Below are 19,707 nucleotides of genomic sequence, written 5' to 3' on the forward strand. Positions count from 1 at the left end.
AAAAGGACTGTTATATGGCCTTTTTACTTTTACACAATTATACGGACTTTATCTAGATTTTGGTTTGATTCAGAATTAAGAATCCCTCTACTGGTCGTTTTTCTATATAAAATACCAGGTTAGGTGCGTCCTGAGGGAGAGTATATTCCCACTCGCCCTTTGCGGGTTTATCAACTCCGCAACCAAATTTGGTTAGCTGTCCTTTACTGTCTGCCCCCTGAGGGAAAATCAAAATCTGGGTAGTTACAGGTTCTTTTGTTTGACAATAGAACGTTACTTTTACTTTGTCGCCAGTCTTCCATTTATCGTTGTAATTAACAGAATGCCAGTAGGATTCCATTTTTTCTTTAGAAAAACTCGCAAACGAGGATAAATAGAAAGTATGTTTGGTGGGCACACCCTCGGTTTTTGCAAACTCTTCCGCGGTATTTTTCCACTTTTCCTCAAGTGCTTTTGAATCTTCGACTGCTTTTTCTTCTTTCTTTAGCTCTGGCTTCTCGGTGTCCTCACTCGTCGAGATAATTCCAGTTTGGATAGCAGGTTTTTTACTAGGGGTTTGGGACTTGTCACTGCCAGCATTACTGGCTCCGCAAGCTGCCAGGCTTAAAGCTAGTAGGCAGCTACCGGTCAAGGTTAGTATTTTCCTCATTTTGGGGACTCCTTTATTTCATTGAGGTCCAATAGATTGCCACAGCTACCAGGAAACAGCTTTCTGTGCCGGATTGGTACGCCCAAAAGGGTGAAAATACCTCTCGAATAACAAAATTCAGAGCAAACGCGCTACCGAAAAAAGTAACGGAGGAAACTGCCTACCTGGGTTTAGGGAGATAAGCCTTTAAGGTGAAAATGGGAATGGTTAGAACCTGCAAACAGCCACCGGCTGCTTCCAAACGAGCTTCCAAACCACTCAAACCAGTTCCGTAACTAACCGGGGAAGAAACTGTTCCGGGATTAGAAATCTCCAGACAATACTTTTGTGTATCTTGACCTAGCTTTACCTGCATTTCGGTTGCGGTCGTATGAATAAGAACGTTCGTAATAGCTTCTCGCAAAACCCGTAAAAACAAATGAGCTTTATGCTCGTCAGTCGGCAGCTGCCCCTCAATCTGTAAATCGAGTTTTACGGCACTGGCTAAGGTTTGCAAGGAATTTAACCAAACCGAAGCCGGTATCTGCTGGCGATTGTGAGTCAAATCAGTGGGTAAATTTGCAAGCAGTCTTTGCAGCTGTAAGAGACGTTCACCGTCTGCTACACCATCTTCTAAGAAACGATGAACGAAGGAGATACGCTGAGAAAGCACATCGTGAATTGAACAGCGAGTCTGTAAAACCAGATTACTGGTAAGCGCCTTCTCTAGACGAACAGTTTCCTTAGCAAGACGTTTTTGACGAGCCTGCAAATCATTAATTTCATCGGAAAGCTTCTGACTTAGAGTCATATAGTTCGTAACATCTAAAGCTATAAGTTGAGTAAAATACCGATGCTTATCACTGATTTGTGTGCGTCTAAGTATCCACGTTTTCCCCTGAGAATCGTCTATGCGGAAACTGGTGTTCTCAGAAACTTCAGCTTCCGATTTAGCCGGCGTGGAATAACTATCTCCAATAACTATTTTGTCAGTTGCCAGTTGGCGCAGCTGTTTCCCTAAAGTCCCATACCGAGTTAGGGGGCTAAGGTTTAAGCTGCTTAACAGTCTTTCCATTCGCAAATTGACCAGTTTGTTATGTCCACGCGAATCAGAAAACAACACTCCATGTTCCAGCCGGTCAAGAGCTTCTTTAACACTGAACGGGCTTAAATCGTGCATCAGTAGCTGCCACTCCCGCCACACTTGGACGCACAGCCACGAGGTTGAAAAAGCTCCTGCCGTTAAAACTACCCAGACCCCGCCCAGATTTATTACTGGAGGTAATAGGAAAAGTAAAGCTATCATCAAAGGAAGTAGGGTGTAGCGGTAAGTTCGTCCTACTCCTATAGCTCCTAAACCCAGGCATACCAGCACAAACCAGCCAAAATGATGGTCGTTAAGAATAAAAATCCCCGCCTGAGAATGGATAATGGTAATAGCAAAAGCCCAGGTGTAAAAGGACAAGAGAATAGTGACGCTAACTAAAAATCCGGTGGCTATCGCGCGGCGATGGATAAACCATTGACTCATAGTTAATAGACAAGCAGCCAGAGAGCCAATAATCATCAGCGCTGTTCCGGTGGCTAACTGCCCTAAAGAAAGACTAAATAGTAGAGTGCTCACTGACGGTGACCTCCGCTTGCGTCTTCTCCTGCGTCCTCAGATAGGGAATTAACAGGATTAAAGCCGCTTTCTTGGGCACTATCTAGCGAGGGTAGCGGGTTAGAGGCAGTTACAGCCCCATCAGTTTCCCCGGAGGAATCGGTAGCTAGAAAACTCATCTGCAGATTAACTTGACCGTCCTCAATAATAAGTTTTGATTTCGCCCCTGACCCGGAAAGTAAAGGTTGTAGAACTTGCAGTTGGGCTGTAGGAATATCAAAGATACAGTTCATTTGAGCCTGACAGCCTTGGTCGCTGACTGCAAGATTAATGAATATCGCAACTTCTGAAAGGCTCAACAGGCAGCCTAGTATCCGGTGTAGCCCCTCTAAACAGTGCAGTGCCACTTCGGAGCGAATAGTTCCAGTGGTGGATCCGCTCAATCCCGCGAGAGCATTCGCATACGAAAAATCGGTGCACGACTGGCTTAACAAAGTGGTTAAAACATTAACCGCTAATTCTTCGCTTTGAAATTGGGACAGGGTGAGCATTCCCGCTCGTTTAGCGTAACCGAGATCTAGTTTAATGCTCCGCAAAAGCTGTGCTAGTTCCCCCTTATCTAAATGGCAGCTTAAGTGAGCGGTATTCTTTTGAACTCTGTCCAAAGCGCTATCCATCAGTAAGTCTAGTCGGTCATATAGTTGCGGGGCGTAAGAGGATTCCTCCATTTGTAAAAGCGCCTCGTATTCGCTGGATAACAGCTTTGTTTGGTGAGCTTCCTGTTCGCGAAGGGCAGCGAGCATTTTCTCTAACTCGTTTACCGCGGTGACATCGGTTTCCCAAATCACGTGACCGGCGTTGATAGGACGAGTTTGACAGTAGAGAGTGCGGGGAAAAGTGCCGGAAGTGTCGGTTAATAGTAAAGGTTTATTGGTAGTTTTCAAACGGTTTTTAATCGAAGTATTAAGAGACAGGGGGATAGCGGTAGAAAAACGCGGATTCCAATCACGATCAACTATTTCAATGGGAAGTTTAGCTTTATTAAAGAAGCGAGTATAGCCCCGATTTTGGGGAATCACCCCAATAAAAAATAGTATTTCCCAAGCTAATAGGAAATAGATGCAATAAATCTGTACCGTTTCGGTAGCTCTAACCAGCGGGATACGAACGGTGTAGGCAATAGAGTAAAGCAAAATGAAAGAAAAAAGTGCCCCCAAAGCTAATAGGGGGCGTATCCGATTGCCCTTAAAACTCCATATAGTTACGTAGACTATTATCGCAAAGACCAGTAATACTGCCAGGTAGTGGAGGTAATATACCGGTCCATATTGGTAATCAACCCCGGATTCTCCTTTTCCGAAGCGCAGTAGAAGATGGTGGAAATCGTTAGTGAACACCAGCAGCATCAAACCGGTTCCCATCGTTATCACCAAGGTGCGCAAGGTGCGGTAAGCGGGAGGGAGAGGCTTAGTAGAATGAGAAATCACGAAAAATAGAATCATCATAGTTCCATAGATGGGAACATAATAGTAATACCAGGCATAACGCTCATAGACTCCCGGTAAGGAATGTTTTATTATGCGCGCTAAAATCCAAAAGCTAAGCAGGGCAGCCTGAATCAGCACTGCCCAGCGTACATAGGGGGACACGGTTGTCCAAAAGCGCCATCCCGCCCAAAAACTCAGCAAACACAGTAGGCAAATAAACGCTCCTACCTCGTAGGATTCGTTAGTGTTTTTCCATTCCCAAGAGCCTTGATAACTGTCGTTTGAAAGACTTTGATTCCAGGTGAAGCGTTCAAACTCGGCTAGGTTACTGACTGGTCTGGCGTTAATCTGCTGTAAAAAAGATGGAGAGAGTGAAGGATAATTGACATAACTGAATAAATCGGCAGGTGGAGGTGCTAACTTCTGGTTTTGGTTACGGTCAAAGGAATGGCGCTGCCACACCCCCTCCTGAAAAGTTACGGTGGGGAAACTGCCATAGTATAGCCCCGATGAATCAGAAGTTGCCTGAATGCTGCGAGCATCAGTGGTTAAGCAAAAATATCCGTTATCTAGCGCCTTTTTAAGCTCTGGTAGGGACGACCCGGTGGCAAGTCGTCCTTGTTGGCGAATTTCCTGCAAGAGCTGTTTGGCTTGGGTAACAGAAAAAGTTTGGGAACCGGGAACCTGGGGATTAAAAGTAAGGGCCAGGGCGCTCATAATGTCTAGCCGTCCCACTGATTGATCCAAATAGATTTTATCCGGATTACGGGTAAGGTCATGTAGGTTTTGTATGGCACTAACTTTTGCAGTTTTAGCTGTTAGAACTATCGAGTAAGGGTAGAGGGGAATAAATGAGGCATCTGGTTCTGATTTTTTGGCAGCATTAGCCACCGTCTCATTGGTAATCACATAGTTAGCTCCGCTTCGTATCTGTTTCAATAGTGACCATTCACTATGAGCTTCGACGCGCAAGCCTTGACTGACAAAATAATCATTGAGGCGGGAATCAAAATCATTGGGTACGGCGATAACGTTATTTGCGTGAACAGATGTGCGGAAAGGAATCAAGAACAGCGCTAAAGCGGCTAAGGTCAAAACCAGGGAGAAAAGCAGATGGGCTAGCCAGTCTTGTTTCCAGGTTCTACCAACAGATTCTACCGCCGGAGAACTGGGGAATCTGTTGGGAGCGGAATTAGAAACGGGGGGGGAGTCATGGGAAAAAACTTACTGATTACAATGGGGATTAGACCGATTTTCTTGGAACGCCACATAGCCGTTGGAAACTGCCCACAAAGCCAGTCGAGCTACCGAAGTATAACCGCTTTTTGTTAATAGCTGGGAAATATACGACTTTATGGTATTTTCACTTAAAAACATTTTCTTAGCGATTTCTTTACGGGGATACCCGGCGCAAACCAAACGTAATACCTGCATTTCGCGTTCATTAAACTGGTTAGCTCCAAAACCAGGACTAGATAAAGAATCCGGGAAATGGCTCTCACCTTCAGCGCTCGCCCGTAAAAGAGAGAGCAAATCCGAGGTCGAGATATTTTTATAGGTAAAAGCATCAACTTTGGCTGCCTTAGCTTCTTTAAGGAAAGAAGCATCAGGCATGGCCGTAAATACCACCACTTTTAGGTTAGGGTGTTCTGCTTTCAGCTTTGCGGATTCCTTCAAACCGGAAGAGTTCTCGGTAACCACATCCATTAAAACCAAATCCGCAGGATGTAAACGTAAAGAGCGGTGAATATCGGCGGCATTAGTGAGTTTATCCACCACCATAAAATCTGCTTCGGAATCAATGGCTGATGCCAAAGAATCCAGCAAAATAGTTTGATCCTCAACAATAGTTATCCGCTTCACGGTATTTCCTCCAGAGCCCCTCATCAATGGAGAGAGAGTTACTGTTCCTATTTACGCAAAGTTTACCAAAACTAGCCCTCTAGTTTTCATAGGTCAGGAATTTTATCGGTGCAAACAGCTCAAGTTAGATAAAAGCAAAATGCCTGGCAGTAGCTCCTCTAAATAAAACTGGCTGCGCCCTTCGTGGAAGTGAAATAGCGCAGCCAGCCTTTAGAACTTTCCTCCTCCGGAACTATAGGAAGTGCCCCCCGAACTATAAGAACCGCTAGAAGAAGAACTGTCGTCACTCTTCGGAATTGCTACCTGGGTGGTATAAGACCTGACGAATACTTCATTACTCCCGGTGATTTGATTAGAGCCAGGGACAATATAGTTGGCAGCCCCAGCCTGAAGCTGGGCGCTATGGTGTTTACGTTTAAGAGAACCCATAATCGACAATCCGCTAATGACACCAATCCCGGCCGCACCCCCGGCTCCCGCCAAAGTAGATTTTAAAGTCATCCGGTGGGGAATCGGGTGATCCTTACTGTAAGGAGTGCCAGCTTTCCACTGCTGTAAATAATCGCTGATTTCACGCAGATACACCTGAAAACCCTCGTCCCAATCATCGTCGCCAAGAGGCTTCTTAACGTGATCGTAGAGTTTATCTATCCCGTAGGGGGTAAATGCTTCCTCGCCCTTACCATGCCCCAAAAACCATAAATCCCGGGTAGTTGGGTTAATTACCATAATTACCCCATCTGCGGTTTTCTGGTTTAACCCAAGCTGATTGGCAGCGTAATAGTTGGCTCCCCACTGTTCGGGGGATGAGTGCTGGAAACTGTTTACCGTCACCACATAGGGAGCAATACCGTATTTAGTGGCGAGGGCGCGAAGCTGCTTTTCCCATTCAGGATAGTTATCTTGGCTAAAAATTTTAGCGTGATCACGAATAAAGGGGGCGGCGGAATCAACATCTTTTTGACCGCCCACATAGGGAACCTCTTGTCCGGAGGGGAACTCGGTGATGTCAGTGAAACCCTCGGCGCTAGCCGGGGTACTTGAATGCCACGTAGAGTGAGCTGCTAGCACACTGTGGGCTCCAGTAGCTTCACTGGCTAAAGCGGGTGTGCTCACGCTGAGGGTGATGGGAAAAGCTAATAAAGATGCCGCCAATAGAGTGTAAAAAACTTTTTTTATATTTTTCATCATTCGCCCCTAATTGAGTAACCAAGGTGCTAGGAAAGGAATAAAAACCGCACCCAATGCCACGGTTAGAGCAGTTGCAATCCCTAATAGACCGCCCCAGTATTTTGCTTTAGAAACCGGGAAAGTACCCACGAATTTGCCGGTTTGTCCATTCATGGCGTAGTTGTAGTTCTGACCGGCAAAACTGACATTTAGCAACCACAGCGGTAAAAATACATATTCGAGTTCTCCGAAGCTGGGTTCGATATTTGAGCTGGTCATCTGGATACTGTCATAACCGCTAACCGAGTTCCGAAGAACATCTTCGGCAGATTTTCGCATCCGTTCCAATGCTCTCGGATTAGCTGTCTCTGCCGCAACGTCATATTTATTGGTCACAAATCCTGTCAAATAGGCGGGGGAAAATGCTACCGAAGTCGAGTAATCAAAAGGCTCTATAGCTTCTGTAAGTTCCGCTGTCACCTTACTGGTTCCGGAAACCGGGACATCCTGGTAGGCGACATTGGCATTGCGAGAAACGCTATAAACATCATGCTCGGTATAGGTGTAGTCCGAATCTGACCAGCTGCTGGTGCGTTCGCATTCAAAAGTTGCCACTCCCGCAACGGACGCATCATAGAGCCAATAGGGGACATAAACCCCCTGAATGTCATTCACGCTAACCTGCTTGAATGCGTTAGGAATCAGCTTTAAGCCGGCAGCTTGCTGCTTAAAAGCTGCCAAAGCCTGCTCCTTGGTCATTCCAAAAGGAATCATCCTATCGGGAACTCGAGTGCGGGTAAGCTGCCCGGTAGCCACGAAGTTATTGTTACACCAGGGACATTTGGTGCTGACCATATCGGCTGGTCCAATGATTTCACCTCCACAGGAACCGCACTCGAACTGCGCCATTTTTTCCCCGGTAGCTTCATCAAGATAGGTCGGGTCAGGTTCAACCCATCCTGGTGTCTCAGGCGGTAAAGAGGAAGTGGTTTGCGGGCTGGAGGTGTCGATATTTTCTGCGCCGCCGCCCGCAGCATTAAGTTCGGTTTCGCTTTGATTATTGGTTTTTTGGGCTTGACGCGCACTTTCAAGCTCCTGATTAGCGGCGTTGATGCCGTTAAACTGGTTTACTTCCTGAACAGAAAAGGTGGCGCTGCAATAGTTGCATTTCATTCTGCCACTGGGCACATCAAAATTGATGGGAGCCCCACAAGCCGGACATTTTAATTGCACATCGCTCACGACTTATCTCCTTCCATTGTTTTAACGCCTATAAATCCTGGTTGCCAGCAGTTAAAGCTGGGTCTGGGTGCTTTTTCCAAGCCCCCAGACCCAGCTGAGTTAAGCAACCGGATTACCGCATTGAGGACAGAATTTCGGTTTCGGGTCGCCTAACCGGTTACCACAGTTAGAACAGAATCCCCCGGGAGTAGGGGCGGCTGGCTGGGGTTGGCCGCAGTTAGAACAAAACTTGCCACTGTTTTTGGCTCCGCACTGGCAATCCCAAGCATTGCCAGTGTTATTTCCCCCGGTAAAACTATTAGCTGCGCTGGATTGCTGATTGAACTTTTCCTGGGAAGCCATTTGGGATTGATTAGAGGCGGAGGCGGCCTGCATAAAACCTCCGGCCGCGTTCATGCCCATGCCTACCCCCATCATTGCCATACCAGCACCGGCAGGATTAGAACCAGCATTTTGAATACCGGTACCGACCGCGCCTTGTACAAACCCTTCGCGGATAGAGGGGTCTTGCAGCATAGCGCCCTGGTTGCGCATATCAATCATCTTGCGCGACTGCTCATCGTAGGAGATAGAGGCGATACCTACGGCTTGCACCTCAATACCACGCTGGTCTGCCCATTCTTCGTCAAGAACGCTACGCATATAGCGTGATAATTCGGTCATATGAGATTGCACCTGAGAGATGCGAATCCCGTCCAAACTCATTTTATTTAGGGCTACGGAAAAAGCTTCCAGGAATTCTGCTTGATACTGTTCCTTAATATCGTCAATATGTACCCGTTCAGCATCCCGAGGGATAGCTTCCATATAAAACTTAATGGGATCAACTATCCGGATAGAATAGGTTCCATGCGCCCTCAAAAATAGTTCTGCATTATAAAAATTATCGAAATATTGAACCGCATTCGGGGTGCCAAATTTAATGCCCTTGATTTCCTGAAGGTTTACAAAAAATGCTTTTTGTTGCCCCGAGGGCGCGCCCCCGAACTTAAACCGTTCCCAGGTGTCTTTTAATGCGCCCTTAAAATCACCCGTAAATATAGAGGGCGCAGTGCTGGAACTGTAGGTGTAAGCCCCCGGTTCAGTTGAAACATCAACAATTTTGCCGGAGTCGGTAATCAGCATAGCTTGCTTGTCGTAAACCAAGATTTTAGAGCCATCAGAAATGATTGCCCCAGTGCCGGTGTTATTACCTCGTATTTGCTGCCCGCGCACAAATACGATGCCTTCGCCCATATCTTGAGCGCTAATAGCATCTAGCCATTGATCTTGTAGCGCGCCACCAATAGCCCCGGAAACTGCTTGAAATAATCCCATGGTATTTTTCCTTATCGAAATGAATAAAACTGCTATTCCATTTTCCCTGTTTTATGAGTTTAACAGGGAAAATACTCGCAAGTTTCAGGAGATAATGCTGTTTTGAATCGCGTTGCCAATCGCCATAGCGATAGAGGGTAGAAATATCACTACCAAGAAAACGATTAGCGGCATGGTCTTGGGGCGGGATTTAATCAGGGCGATTAATCCCAGAATGAATGCCACCAGGTTGAGGATAGAAGCCACCGCCAAGAACAGTATTCGTTTGGTGTCGGCAGCCTGAGCTGCGGAGAAATCGAGGTTGGAGATGGCGCTAGCTCCCATTTTAGCTGCTAGAACATAGCCCAGGATTATCAAGATAGAGGCCGCAATAGTCAATCCTAAAGCTATAAACGCCATCTTCTTCTTTACAACGACCGCCGGGGCTGGGGGTACGTAACCGTTTACGGGGGGCATATTTGCTGGGTTAGAGGCGCTAAGGTTCGCGCCAGATGCGTTCATATTCGGAGGAATTGGTTGGCCAGTCATGATAACTCCTTGGAAAATAGGTCGCTTTTTATATCTCCGGTCTAGCTACTTAAGAAAGCCCGTATTATCAAGATAGCGAGAAGCTATGAGCTTGTTTACACCCAAAAGGGTGAAAATCCGGTTTTAAGGCAGGGTGGGAGCTAAGAACGGTGAGCTGCCCCTACCGCCCATTCATAGATATTTTGAAACCGAGTAGGGAGTGCTAGAGCAGGCGGGGGCGTCCTATGGGATTCAGGTTTGGGTAAGCTACGTGGCGCCTCATGTCAATTTGAGCGCGAAGTTATAGCTAATCGGCAAGGAGTTGGGTAAAATCGAAGCAGGTAACACGCCGGTTCTTTACCCAATATTGCAGCAAGGAGCTATCTTCCGATGACTTTGTAATCTCTGCTCAGCTCAGCTGAGACGCTGCCCCTAATCGTTGCGTCCTGGAGATTATTATGTCTGTCATCAGTCTCGAAAATATTTCTTTTTCCTACTCCTCTAAACCGCTGCTCGAAAACATCAGTTTGCAGGTAGGGGAGGGGGAGCGTGCCTTTCTAATTGGTCGAAATGGTTGCGGGAAAACCACCCTACTTCGGATTGCCTCCCAGATTCTCTTGCCAGAACAAGGCAAGGTCAAAATCGAGGGAGCAAATAGTGAGTTCTTCCAGGTGCCGGCGATTGAACATTTTCGGGGCAGCGCCAGAGATTACCTGGACTGCGCGTTGCGTCCTCTGCGAAATATCGCTACCCAGTTTGAAGATGCAACGGCTGAACTTGGTAAAGGTGTGGGCAATGTCCAGGCGGAGCGCCGCTATGACCAGCTGCTTTCCTTAATGAGCGGTTTTGATATTTGGTCGCTTCAGACGCGGGTCACTGAAGTTTTAGCGAGGCTGGGATTGAGGGAGCTCACCGGGGCAGGAGGTGAGCGCAGTCTAAGCAGTATCTCCCCGGGGGAGCGGGGGCGCCTGCAACTGGCGGTCACGCTAATAATGAAGCCCCAGGTGTTGATTTTGGATGAACCCACCAATCATTTAGACGAGGATGCCATCAGTTTTCTAGTAGAAACCGTGAAGAACTGGACAGGCGCAGTTTTGATGTCGAGTCACGACCGAGCATTTATCGAGGATACTGCCACGGTTATTTACGATATGGACGCAGAAGTATGGAATGAACTCGCTAAAGCTACTGGTAGCACTCAGGTAACCGGTCTTTATCGCTGCGCCGGTACTTACTCGAAATACTTAACCGAGAAAACAAATGCTCGCCGTAAGCACCGTGACTTACATATAGCTCAGCAGGCCGAAAAACGGTTATTGAGAAAACACCGTCAGGAAGCTAGCAAGATAGCTCGCGGGGGAGTGCGCCTGGCTAGCGCTGAGGGTAAAGCCAAAAAGTTTTTTGCAGATCGCGCCGCTGCTACCGCGCAGCGGCGAATGCGAAATGACGATAAAAGAGGTGAACGCCTTAGCGGCCAGGAAGTACGCAAACCCCGTAGCTACGAGCTGACTTTCAAGTTTAAGCAACCTGCTACGTGCACCGGAGTAGCGGTAGCTGCACGTAATGCCGCAGTTGCCGGTCGCTTGGCGGCGCTCAGTTTCGATTTGTTTTATGGTGAGCATCTGCTGATTACTGGTACTAACGGTTCTGGAAAAACTACCCTTTTGACTTGGATTTATCGCGGGCAGCCACCCGAGGGCACGCAAAATAGCGGTAGTATCACCGGTGAGCGGAAGGTCGGAATGGTTCCTCAGCAGCTTCCCCAGGAGGGCGACCCCGGATTCACTAGCCCCATTTGGGAAAATGGTATTGGCGAGGTCGGCAAAGGCGTCCTCCATCCGTCCCTGTGGACTAATCCTATCCCGAAACTTTCAGCCGGAAACCAGCGGCGAGCCCAGATTGCGTTAGCGCTGGCTGCCTCGCCCTCTTTGCTAATAATTGATGAGCCCACCAACTACCTGGATTTGCAGGCGATGCAAGCATTGGAAGAAGCCATGAAGGCGTGGACAGGAACTCTAGTTGTAGCCAGCCATGACCGGTGGCTAATCAACCATTGGCAAGGTAGAAAGGGAAAACTCTTGAATAGGCACTAACAATTATTTTAATATGTATGTGCAAACGTCAAGGAGGGGTTGATGGGCGCTAGCACTTTAACTGTAAGAATTGATAGCGGGTTAAAAGAAGAAACAGCAAAAGTGGTGGAGAACTACGGTCTTGATTTATCTTCGGTTATCCGCGCATTTTTCACTGAAATAGTGAACACTGAGTCCATCCCGCTGTCCTTTGATTATCGGCGACCGAATGCCGAGAGTTTGGAATCGATTCGTGAAACCGAGCAAATGATTTCGCAGGGTGACGGACGAAGCTATGCAACTGGCCGAGATGTTATCGAAGCAGCGTGCAATGTGAAACATAAGCGGTCTGGCGAATAGAGTGGGGGAAACAGTTATGCGGTGGTCCGAGAATCCCGATTTGTACTGGGTTATTGGTTGCTGCTTGGCGGGTTGTAGTGGAATTTTCGCGGTACTACTGTTTTTCGGAGCAGTCAGCGTAATTACTGGTGTAGCTAATATTTTTTCGACCTTAGCGCTTGCCATTACTTGTTATGCTATTAGCTATCGCTTCAAACGAACTGCAACTGACTCAGATGAACACTAAGCAAAGCGGGTTCTAAAACAGGTCATCGTGAGACCCGGTTCGGGTGAGTACCAACAATAGCTCGCTTTTCTCAACTCGGTATATCAGTAGCCAATCTCCCTCGAGGTGAATTTCGCGGTATCCTTTCCACTGACCTTGCAACGCGTGGTCGCGATACCGGGTTCGTAACTCGTCGCGATTCTGAGCCAATAGGGCTGCAACTGCGCGTGCCAACTTCGACGGATTGTAATGCTTTTTGAACAGTGCCTTCGCGTCGCGTTTGAACTGAGAGGTGCGAAAGACTCTAGTCAGCTTCATTAAGATCTGCCATTAGCTCAGCTACACTATCAAAGGAAGCTCCGGTGCGGGATTCGGCTTCAGCACGAGCCAGTAGGTTGGCTGAATTTTCCCGGCGCGGCGTGAACGGAATACCGTTGCTGGCAATCGACTGCCTCAGAAATATGTTAATTGCAGTGCTCATATCTAACCCCAGGTCGCGGAACAGCTCCGCGGCCTGACTTTTCGTCTGGTCATCAGTTCGGAAGGATATGTTAGCCACCAGAAGCACCCTCTTTCCATGCAATTGCTACTACTATGTACCTACAATAGCATTAATTTTGCGTGAAATTAATAGCTAAGATATCATCATTGCTGAGCGTTCCCGGTCGAGGGTTACTAACGTGCATGACTTGCTTTACCATCGCAGCGAGCTCGCCAAGCGCTTTAACCACAACTTTTGGATCAGGAGTTGGAGCCATGATTTACCGCGATTGCCTGGGAACGTGCGTGCTCTGCCACGTACCCTTGAGAAGAGCTCGGCATAATCTCAACCGGGTTGTGCAGCATCTTGCTTAACTCAATTTCTAAAGCTGCCAAGTTGAAGTAGCTTGCACCCGGAAGGAACTCCACCAACAAGTCGTAATCTGAATCTCTGGTTGCTTCGCCCCTGGCAACCGAACCAAAAACCCAGTATTTTCCAGTGCCTTTATGGCGCTTAATGACATCACGTACGTCCCCCTTGACAGCACGAAGCCGCTCTAGGGATGGAGCACTCGCTGTAACCGGATTGGTCGTGATTGTCATACTGCTATCTTAGTTCGTGACTCAAAGATTAAATAGCTTTCTTCGCTCGGATCAGAAATGCGAAAGCAAGCTTTCATATTCACGATCCTCGCTCAGAGCGAGTGTTCGGTCGCTGTGCTCCCTACGACCCTCCTCGTTCGTCGAATAAACAAAAAGAGCAAGCTCTTTTTGCTTGCTCTCCTCACTTTGAGCGGGTAGTTGCACCTGCGGCGCCTACCCTTCCTCACTCCGGTGACAAGCATTTAAGCACGTTCCGTGCTTGTGCTTGCACCTCCGTTCAGAGCGGGTGCTCGGTCGCTGCACCCCTGTGACCCTAGAGAATATCAAACAGGGGTATATCTAACGAGTTGCAGATGTGTTGGGGTAGGTATGTCGGCTTTGGAAAAAATGGCATAAACTCCCTAAAGAGGTCTGTTAATTTACAGCCATCCTTTTGCGCGATGTAGGGGGTGTGATGGATAAGGTTTCAAACGGGGAAGAGGATAATCCCCAGGCTGATACTGGGCAGGTGCTGATTTACCAAAATCCTGATAGCGCCGCTGATATTGAGGTGTATCTTGAAGGGGAAATGGTATGGCTAACTCAGGCACAGATGGCAGAGTTGTTTCAGTCCTCAAAATCCAATCTCAGTGAGCATATAAAGCATATCTTCGAAGAGGGTGAACTGGAGGAAGATTCAGTTGTTCGGAAATTCCGAACAACTGCCGCCGACGGCAAACGCTACTTGGTGACCCACTACAACCTAGACATGATTATTTCATTGGGATACCGGGTGAAATCGAAAACGGCAACGCAGTTTCGTAAGTGGGCAACCGAGCGGCTAAAAGAGTATTTAATCAAGGGCTTTGCTCTTGATGATCAGCGGTTGAAAAACTTCGGTGGCGGCTCCTACTGGCGTGAGCTGTTGGAGCGCATTCGTGACATTCGTTCTTCAGAAAAGGTCATGTACCGGCAAGTTCTTGACCTATATGCCACGAGTATTGACTATGACCCGCGTAGTGCTGAGTTAGTTGCGTTTTTTAGATGGTTCAAAATAAACTCCATTACGCCACGCATGGGCACACGGCTGGGCATTAGCCCCACAATTCGGAATTCGGGCATTAGCCCAGACTTTGAGCGGGTGCTCGGTCGCTGCGCTCCCTGCGACCCTCCTCGCCTGCAACCCTCCTCGTTCGTCGAATAAGCAAAAAGAGCAAGCTCTTTTTGCTTGCTCTCCTCACTTCGAGCGGGTAGTTGCACCTGTGGTGCCTACCCTTCTTCGCTCGGATCAGAAATATGAAAGCAAGCTTTCACATTCACGATCCTCACTCAGAGCGGGTGACGAGAATCGAACTCGCCTCTACAGCTTGGGAAGCTGTCGTTCTACCGATGAACTACACCCGCGTTGGCATCTAGCCACCGTTAGAGTATAACCAGTAGCGGCGCTCCGCTCAAAACGAGCGAATAAAGTAAGAATAAAAAAACCGTTAATGATGAGCTAAGCGAATAACTGGAGCTTATCGACACCAGGGAGGGACAAATGACTTTCGTAGTAGCACTCGCGGCCATTTGCGATAGCAAACTACTCTGCGCGCAGCGTTCCTACCCGGAAAAACTACGCGGCAAATGGGAACTACCAGGCGGAAAAGTGCGTGAGGGTGAGGAAGCGGTAGCAGCGTTAGTTAGGGAAATAAAAGAGGAACTCGATTGGGAGATTCCGCCTTCGCAGCTGAACCAAATCCTGCCCGGTCCGCTCCCGGCAGGAAACTGGCCGCTACTAAAAGGTGCCCAGATGCGAGTGCTGCTTTATCATCCCCGCGACCTACCTGCCCTGCAAGCAGGGGATTCGCACTTAAGTTTACAGTGGAGCCCGGCAGAAAAAGTAACGCAGCTAGACTGGCTAGAACCCGACCTACCTATCGCCGAAGCGTTAAGTCGTGTCCTGAAATAACCAGCCTAGCTGCCTCCTCAAAATAGATATCAAGTCAGCGGAGCTAAAAGCCCCAGCTAACCCAGCATTAGCTATCTTTTAGCCCCATGGCTTCAAACAACAGATAGATTGGGTGGACAGCGGGCTTGCCGCCGCCCTTCTCCAACTGCCAGCGACAAGTCTCGGTGTCTGAAACCACCAGGTCAGAGTTAGTGCTCTTAATCTTGTCAAAAGCGGTCTTACCTACTGCCTGTGCAATATCGTATTTTTCCCGCTTCAAACCGTAAGTGCCGGCAATCCCGCAGCAGGTAGCTCCCGATTCATGGACGGTAAGCCCCGGAATTTTATCCAGTAACTGCTTGCCGGGAGTGCCAATCCCCGTGGATTTGAGCTGGCAGGGCGCGTGATAGGTAACCGTAAGATCCATCGGCTCCAAGTTATCCAAATCCAGCTCGCCGCGGTCATATAGATCCAGCAGGAACTCTGAAATATCCCAGATGCGCCGGGAAACTTGCGTGAGCTCCTCATCTTGGACTCCCAGAATCTCGCGCGCCTCATGCTTGACCATGCCCACGCAGGAACCGGAAGACCCGATAATTGTCAGGTCATCTCCCGGAACACTCAAATCATGCGCCAGCTTGCGAATCAGCTTCTTCGCCCCGTCATAAAGACCGTTAGACTGTTGCGCCAATCCGCAACAACCGTGAGGCGGTACCAGTACCTCGTATCCCAGGTGCTCGAGAATCTGCACTGAACGAATAGAGGTAGTAGTTTCAAAGAATTCACCTGCACAACCGTGGAAAAACACGATCTTGCCCTTGGTGGGAGCAGGAGCGGTGCGGGTATGCTTCTTGAACCATTTTTCAAAACTGAACCCGTCGGCTACCGGCATTGGCGCTTCATGGTGAATCCCGAAAGTTTTCTCTACAATCTGACGAATCGGTTTTTGCTTCAGTGCCCAGTTCGCCAGCGGCGCCACCGGGGTCATCGCCTTGCCCATGAACATGGTGTTGGAGATGAGAATGTCGCGCAGCGGGCGACCATTTTGCTGCTTCATCGCGGCGCGTGCCACGTTGTTGAGCTCTGCAACCTTCACGCCCTGCGGACAGACCAAGGTGCAAGTACCGCAGCTGGAGCAGTAATCGATGGTGTGGTCAACCGACATTCCCTTGCGGAAACGTTCCGCCTGCGGCCCTACGTATTTTGGTCCCGGGAAAAGGGGAGTGACCGCTGCTACCGGGCATTGAGTTTCACAAATCGTGCATTTGACGCAAGCATCTAAACTGGCGCGCATTAACGGATTAAACTCGGGTTTATTACGTAAATCCTTAGTCATTGGTATCCTCCAAAATCGTCTCACAAGCCCTAAAAGCGGAAGCTAAAGCAATGCCGTCACCGGACTTTTCCCGCCAACGAGTGGCTCCCGCGAGCAATCCGCCAGCGGCATAAAGGTTCTGATATAGCGGATTCCCAGAGGCGTCCAGTACCCGCATCTGCGAATCGACCTCAACCCCTACTTCGAACAGGGGCTGGTCTGGTCCCCAATAGTCCTCGTGTACCAGCGGTCCGCTCGGGATTGCGAGCGGTAAATTAAAGGCTCGCTCGGTTACGTTCCAGTAAGAATCCACGTGCAACGTACCGGATTCAAAGCCGCCACCAGCGTAGATGAAGTGCTTAGCTTTAAGGGTGGTCTCTGAACCGGCGGAATCGAAGGTCACGGATTCAACCCGGCCATCACTAACGTTTAACCCCGTCACTTCACTGCCGATAATGTAGCGTACTCCCAGGTCTCGTACCATTTGGGTGAGAGTCTCATTGATACGCATTCCCGGAATCGAGGGCGGAAGAATCGGGATTTCAAATACCTCATGTCCCAGGCGGCGAGAGATGTCCTTCCAGGCGCTATGATTCTTCAAACCCAACACCGCGGGGAAACCAACTACCTCCCCGTCTTTCAAATAGCGTTTAACCTGGTCACAGAATTTGGCGCGGAAATCTTCGGTGTCGAGGGCGCGCGCGAAGTTCAAACCGGAAGTGTCGGCTTCGCCCGGGCGTACCGGGATATCTATCCAGATATGGCGAGCCGAAACCTTACCCCCGCCGGGAATCTCTTCCTTTTCCAGATTTTCAGCTACCAATTGGGGATAAAAATCCTTGAGGCGGCGCAGTCCCACGATTACGTACCTCTTTCCGTCCTCGGGAGCGCCCGCCAGCATTGACGGTTGGGATAGGCAGGTGGGACGCCAAGCACCCAGACAGGTAGGCAAGAATACGTTCTTATCAGGGCTGCCGGTCAGCAAATCTGCCCCTAGCTGCTCTTTCAGCCAGTTAGCAGAATCGGTTACTGCCTGCGAGCCCAGTTTCCCGTAAGGGTGGGACTGGGGTAACTTTTCGATCGCCGCGAGAGGATTATCTACCCGCTCTGAACCGTATCCATACAGGTCAATAGTGCCTTGACCGAGCTGGATGCCCCCAATCCCCTTGGTTATTAAATCAACTTCCCGCCCCGCCTTAAGCAGCCGAAGCGCAGCGCTAAGACCGGAAAGACCAGCCCCGATTACTACTACGTCTCTCACGCTAGTGCCTCCTTTACGGCTTCACGTTCATGTTTATCGCGTTCTTGCTCGACCGGATTGAGAGCAACCTCGCTCAGTTGGCCTTTGCCAGGTGCATGCTCCAAGTCGAAAATGCCCTGCATAATCCAGTTATCTAGGGCGGCTTCGCGAGCAGATTCTCCGAAAAGAATCGGTTTAATTCCAATCCAACGATTCTTCATAAATAGGGAAATCATGTTGGTTGCCCGCTCAACCGAGGCTGCGCCCTGCTCATTAACGATGCCGGCGCAACGCATGGAGCAGAATCCGCCTTGGCACGGTCCCATCCCAATGCGCAGTTGCCGGCGCAGGTCATCGAGAGAGGCATTCGGGAATTCCTGAATGGTTTCTTCCACCATTCGCCGGGATACCAGTTCGCATTCGCAAATAATCTGATCCTTGTTCCAATGCTGTTCTCGCGCCTCTAATCGGTCAGTCAGCCGATGTTGCCGGGAGTTCTCTTGCCCGGGAACCGCTTCCTGGGCGGTGCGACAAGCACGCTCATCCTTCATAAGGTCGCACATAATGTTTACGGTGCGTTCGGCCATCAAGCGACAGGTAGTTAGTTTGCCACCCGCCACGGTAAGCATTCCCTTGACTCCATCGCGTTCTTCATGATCCATAACTGACATTCCGCGGGACATATGGCGCGAATCCGTAGCTGCCACCCGGTTGTCTTTAACCAGTGGGCGAGCCCCTACCCATACGTGCAGAGGACGAGAATGGCGGAATCCCGGCAAGAGGGCGTCCCCGGCATCTAGCATTTGCTGGACTTCCTGGTCTTTTATTTGTAGGAAGTCTGCGCTGGGTGCTACCTGGTCGGTGGTGCCGATAATCGCCACCTGATGGGCAGGAACAATCAAGTCCCCGTCAGAAGGATAGATACAACGGTTAATTACGTGTTGGCAGATGCGGTGATTCATAGCAATCATAATCCCGGCACCCGGAACCACGTTCACATCATGGCAACCGGCCAGAGCGGCGATTTCACCTGCCCAGGGGCCGCCACAGTTAATAACAAACTTGCAGTTTATTACTACTTCTTCGCCGCCGTGCTTGTGGTCTTCGCATTTTACGGCACTGACTGCCCCATTGGTAACTTCAATACCGGTAACCCAGTGGTAGGGGAGGATTTTGGCGCCATATTCTTTAGCGGAGTGGGCAAATCCCCAAACCATTTTCCAGCCATCAATGGTTCCATCTTCTACCACGAATGCTCTTTTTAACTTGGGGTCAAGGCGAGGTTCTCGTTTCAAGGCTTCGGCAGGCGAAATCTCGTAGGCGGGAACTTTGGTTTTATTAGCGCATTCTAGGAAAATATCCGCGTGCTCTTCGCTATCTTTCGAGGTAGTAACGAACAGTCCGCCAGTATCTTCAATTGAATGGGGGACTATGGTGCGTAAAACGGTATTCTCTTGTGCGCATTCAGTAGCAGATTCGGGATCTGACTTTACGTAGCGTCCTCCGGAATGGAGTAAACCGTGGAACCTGGCGGTAGTGCCCTGGGCTAAATCCACCCTGTCTACCAGTGCAGCTTTGAATCCTCGCATAGCCACGTCGCGTACAACGGCGCTCCCGGTGGCTCCGCCACCAATCACCACCACATCGACTTCTAGTTTTCTCACCCTATGCCTCCAGAAATGATCGTGGCTTCGCTGCCACGCTTC

18 protein-coding genes and 1 tRNA gene are annotated in these 19,707 nt (G+C 49.2%); 4 read left to right on the forward strand and 15 right to left on the reverse strand.

The genetic code is table 11. The features are described from left to right. Nucleotides 1-52: 52 nt before the first annotated feature. The 8 genes from PG728_RS00005 to PG728_RS00040 form a co-directional block, all read right to left on the reverse strand. Nucleotides 53-649, reverse strand: coding sequence for a hypothetical protein (locus tag PG728_RS00005; RefSeq protein WP_072510157.1), 597 nt, complete (start codon nt 647-649; stop codon nt 53-55). A gap of 160 nt (nt 650-809) precedes the next feature. Beyond that, complete coding sequence (locus PG728_RS00010) at nt 810-2,252, reverse strand: sensor histidine kinase (RefSeq protein ID WP_072510156.1); 1,443 nt, start codon at nt 2,250-2,252, stop codon at nt 810-812. Next, nucleotides 2,249-4,813: a hypothetical protein gene (locus PG728_RS00015; protein WP_270624936.1), complete on the reverse strand. Its 2,565-nt coding sequence runs from the start codon at nt 4,811-4,813 to the stop codon at nt 2,249-2,251. The genes PG728_RS00010 and PG728_RS00015 overlap by 4 nt, the downstream gene beginning before the upstream one ends. Nucleotides 4,814-4,942: 129 nt before the next feature. After that, complete coding sequence (locus PG728_RS00020) at nt 4,943-5,581, reverse strand: response regulator transcription factor (protein WP_072510154.1); 639 nt, start codon at nt 5,579-5,581, stop codon at nt 4,943-4,945. A gap of 210 nt (nt 5,582-5,791) precedes the next feature. Continuing rightward, nucleotides 5,792-6,772, reverse strand: a complete 981-nt coding sequence (locus PG728_RS00025; protein WP_270624938.1) for a TPM domain-containing protein — start codon at nt 6,770-6,772, stop codon at nt 5,792-5,794. 6 nt (nt 6,773-6,778) lie between these two features. Beyond that, a complete protein-coding gene (locus PG728_RS00030) occupies nt 6,779-7,993 on the reverse strand; it encodes an ATP-binding protein (RefSeq protein WP_270624939.1) in 1,215 nt (404 codons plus the stop codon). 99 nt (nt 7,994-8,092) lie between these two features. After that, a complete protein-coding gene (locus PG728_RS00035; protein ID WP_072510151.1) occupies nt 8,093-9,310 on the reverse strand; it encodes an SPFH domain-containing protein in 1,218 nt (405 codons plus the stop codon). An 84-nt stretch (nt 9,311-9,394) separates the two neighbouring features. Further along, on the reverse strand, nt 9,395-9,838 hold the full coding sequence (locus tag PG728_RS00040) for a hypothetical protein (RefSeq protein ID WP_270624940.1): 444 nt from the start codon (nt 9,836-9,838) through the stop codon (nt 9,395-9,397). 437 nt (nt 9,839-10,275) lie between these two features. Between PG728_RS00040 and PG728_RS00045 the strand changes: the two genes are divergently transcribed. Both PG728_RS00045 and PG728_RS00050 read left to right on the forward strand, forming a co-directional pair. Then, entirely contained in the window at nt 10,276-11,910 is a 1,635-nt protein-coding gene (locus tag PG728_RS00045; RefSeq protein ID WP_270624942.1) for an ATP-binding cassette domain-containing protein, read from the forward strand. Between the two features lie 42 nt (nt 11,911-11,952). Beyond that, nucleotides 11,953-12,249 carry a type II toxin-antitoxin system RelB/DinJ family antitoxin gene (locus PG728_RS00050; RefSeq protein WP_270624944.1) on the forward strand — a complete coding sequence of 99 codons (297 nt, stop codon included), beginning with the start codon at nt 11,953-11,955 and terminating at the stop codon, nt 12,247-12,249. Between the two features lie 238 nt (nt 12,250-12,487). Here PG728_RS00050 and PG728_RS00055 read toward each other — a convergent pair whose 3' ends face one another. From PG728_RS00055 to PG728_RS00065, 3 genes are all read right to left on the reverse strand, one after another. Next, entirely contained in the window at nt 12,488-12,772 is a 285-nt protein-coding gene (locus PG728_RS00055; RefSeq protein ID WP_072510146.1) for a type II toxin-antitoxin system RelE/ParE family toxin, read from the reverse strand. After that, entirely contained in the window at nt 12,759-13,013 is a 255-nt protein-coding gene (locus PG728_RS00060) for a type II toxin-antitoxin system RelB/DinJ family antitoxin (RefSeq protein ID WP_072510145.1), read from the reverse strand. The genes PG728_RS00055 and PG728_RS00060 overlap by 14 nt, the downstream gene beginning before the upstream one ends. A gap of 182 nt (nt 13,014-13,195) precedes the next feature. Next, nucleotides 13,196-13,537: a nucleotidyltransferase family protein gene (locus tag PG728_RS00065; protein WP_270624948.1), complete on the reverse strand. Its 342-nt coding sequence runs from the start codon at nt 13,535-13,537 to the stop codon at nt 13,196-13,198. A gap of 454 nt (nt 13,538-13,991) precedes the next feature. Between PG728_RS00065 and PG728_RS00070 the strand changes: the two genes are divergently transcribed. Continuing rightward, a complete protein-coding gene (locus tag PG728_RS00070; RefSeq protein WP_270624949.1) occupies nt 13,992-14,720 on the forward strand; it encodes a virulence RhuM family protein in 729 nt (242 codons plus the stop codon). 129 nt (nt 14,721-14,849) lie between these two features. Here PG728_RS00070 and PG728_RS00075 read toward each other — a convergent pair. After that, a tRNA-Gly gene (locus tag PG728_RS00075) sits at nt 14,850-14,920 on the reverse strand. A 136-nt stretch (nt 14,921-15,056) separates the two neighbouring features. On the opposite strand from PG728_RS00075, the gene PG728_RS00080 reads away from it, so the two are divergent. After that, the gene (locus PG728_RS00080) at nt 15,057-15,467 is read left to right on the forward strand and encodes an NUDIX domain-containing protein (protein ID WP_270624950.1); all 411 of its coding nucleotides are present in this window, start codon (nt 15,057-15,059) and stop codon (nt 15,465-15,467) included. A gap of 67 nt (nt 15,468-15,534) precedes the next feature. Here PG728_RS00080 and PG728_RS00085 read toward each other — a convergent pair whose 3' ends face one another. Genes PG728_RS00085 through glpA form a run of 3 tightly spaced genes read right to left on the reverse strand, consistent with a single transcriptional unit; the run spans nt 15,535 to nt 19,665 of the window. Beyond that, nucleotides 15,535-16,782, reverse strand: a complete 1,248-nt coding sequence (locus tag PG728_RS00085) for an anaerobic glycerol-3-phosphate dehydrogenase subunit C (protein WP_270624952.1) — start codon at nt 16,780-16,782, stop codon at nt 15,535-15,537. Beyond that, nucleotides 16,775-18,022 (reverse strand): glycerol-3-phosphate dehydrogenase subunit GlpB, encoded by a 1,248-nt coding sequence (gene glpB / locus PG728_RS00090; protein WP_270624953.1) that lies wholly within the window; start codon nt 18,020-18,022, stop codon nt 16,775-16,777. Before glpB ends, PG728_RS00085 begins: the two co-directional genes overlap by 8 nt. Continuing rightward, the gene (gene glpA / locus PG728_RS00095; RefSeq protein ID WP_270624954.1) at nt 18,019-19,665 is read right to left on the reverse strand and encodes an anaerobic glycerol-3-phosphate dehydrogenase subunit GlpA; all 1,647 of its coding nucleotides are present in this window, start codon (nt 19,663-19,665) and stop codon (nt 18,019-18,021) included. The genes glpB and glpA overlap by 4 nt, the downstream gene beginning before the upstream one ends. Nucleotides 19,666-19,707: the final 42 nt, after the last annotated feature.

It is taken from the genome of Varibaculum timonense (assembly GCF_027694345.1).
In the GTDB taxonomy this organism is placed as follows: Bacteria; Actinomycetota; Actinomycetes; order Actinomycetales; family Actinomycetaceae; genus Varibaculum; species Varibaculum timonense_A.